Raw genomic sequence first — 1612 nt, forward strand, 5'->3', positions numbered from 1 at the left:
GCTATTGATGTGCCTTGTTTTGTTTCGGTTGTTGACTGTTCTGCGGTTTTTTGAGTGTTTGTTGGTGCTAGGATATCTAAGCCGAATCCGTAGCTGGAATAGGCGCTGCGGTTGTTGTTTTCGGATGCTCCCACTGTGATGATGTTGTCGAATTCTGTGGAGGCTTGTCCGAGTGCGGATGCGAGATCCCCTTCGTTACCGGCTGCTGCTACAATCAGTATGTTGTTGTCAAGGGCGTATTGTCGATCGCCCACCATTTAGAAATAGACGAGATCCCCTAATCTAAAAAAGTACGAGATCCCCTAATCTAGAAAAGTGCGAGATCCCGCAATCTAAAAAAGTACGATCGCCGATAATTGAGAAAAGTACGATCGCCCACCCGGTCGATCGCGCGGTGGATAAACAAGGACGAGATCCCGTTAATTCGATCGCCCGCAGAATCAATGGCCGATCGCCGGAAACAGAAAAATTACCTAAAAACAGGCGATCGACTCAAAGGAAGTTGTGCCCGGTGTGCGAGCGCCCGAGTCAGCTCAAACTATCAACAATGATTTGAGCGCACAAAATGACTAGCCCGCCCCGGTCGATCAATTCAAAGGAAGTTGTGCGCGAGGGGGAGATGCAAATTTAAAGTTAATCCGTGTCGTAATCAAGATCCTCCCACTCACCCCATTCATCCTTACACCATCCCAAACTACGCCAACACCCATGACTATCGGATTGTTTTTCAAAAACAAATTCAAGGAGGCTCTCACCTGTTTTTAAGCATAAACGCTTTTTGCTACTCATGTCGAACAAAAATAGAGTAACACTAACGTGAAAAATATCTTCCCCACTTTCATTTCCTACCATACCCCCGCCAATAACAGCCGACCATGCTGTATGATACAAAGGAGCATTTTCTTGTTCTTCACTCCATATCCATCGATTAAATGATGGGGAATGTGGATATTTGATATTTAAGTTGATTTCAGGAGCGCGGTCAAAACTCTGTCCCATAAAAACCTGAAAATCATCAAGGATTACATTAATAATTTCCTGCCAGATTTCTTGGGTATATGCTTCTAGATTTTTCCCTGCATTCCAAAGCTGTTGTTCGAGAATTGGGTTCATATTTTGACCTCCAAGATACTCACTTACTGATTTTTTAAAAAATCAATATCCTTGAAAGTCACAGCCACTTTCCAGCAGAGCGAACAATTCTGCAGATGAAATAATACGTCGATCGTAGCCCGATAAGTTATCAACTACACATGGCCATTGTTTCGCCAATGAAGCAGCCAATTCATAAGCCAAGAGCTTATTACCTGGTCTTCTAGACATTTCTAATAAGATAACTGTGTGTGGTTCACCACCTAATTTTTGTTTGATTATTTCAAATTCATTTGGTTCCCCCTCTAATTCTGCAATTCTATTGTTAATAGCAACCCAAATGTATAAATCTCCTCTTCCCAGATATCCAAAAAATGGGTCGTTTGGCTTTTCAACAATTTCTACCCCTACTGTCTGGATGAAACCTATCAACTCATCACTCATCGGGTGCATCTCACTTTGGCAAATACATCAAATTGAAAGTTGACCGTTGAGATAAGCACAGCGAAGAGAAAGGATA

General features: G+C 42.6%; 3 protein-coding genes. All 3 read right to left on the reverse strand.

Annotated elements, in window-relative coordinates; genetic code table 11:
• Positions 1 to 257: S8 family serine peptidase (locus QT987_RS29670; RefSeq protein ID WP_333247063.1), on the reverse strand; the 257-nt coding region annotated here is incomplete at its 3' end.
• A gap of 376 nt (positions 258 to 633) precedes the next feature.
• On the reverse strand, positions 634 to 1113 hold the full coding sequence (locus tag QT987_RS29675; RefSeq protein WP_333247065.1) for a hypothetical protein: 480 nt from the start codon (positions 1111 to 1113) through the stop codon (positions 634 to 636).
• A 42-nt stretch (positions 1114 to 1155) separates the two neighbouring features.
• The gene (locus tag QT987_RS29680; protein ID WP_333234273.1) at positions 1156 to 1536 is read right to left on the reverse strand and encodes a hypothetical protein; all 381 of its coding nucleotides are present in this window, start codon (positions 1534 to 1536) and stop codon (positions 1156 to 1158) included.
• Positions 1537 to 1612 lie beyond the last annotated feature (76 nt).

It is taken from the genome of Microcoleus sp. SVA1B4, assembly GCF_036700545.1.
Taxonomy (GTDB): Bacteria; Cyanobacteriota; Cyanobacteriia; order Cyanobacteriales; family Microcoleaceae; genus Microcoleus.

Bases quoted from the DNA above. Each gene is read 5' to 3' on its own strand.
- QT987_RS29675 (WP_333247065.1), bottom strand. From the start codon at position 1,113: ATGAACCCAATTCTCGAACAACAGCTTTGGAATGCAGGGAAAAATCTA.
- QT987_RS29680 (WP_333234273.1), bottom strand. From the start codon at position 1,536: ATGAGTGATGAGTTGATAGGTTTCATCCAGACAGTAGGGGTAGAAATT.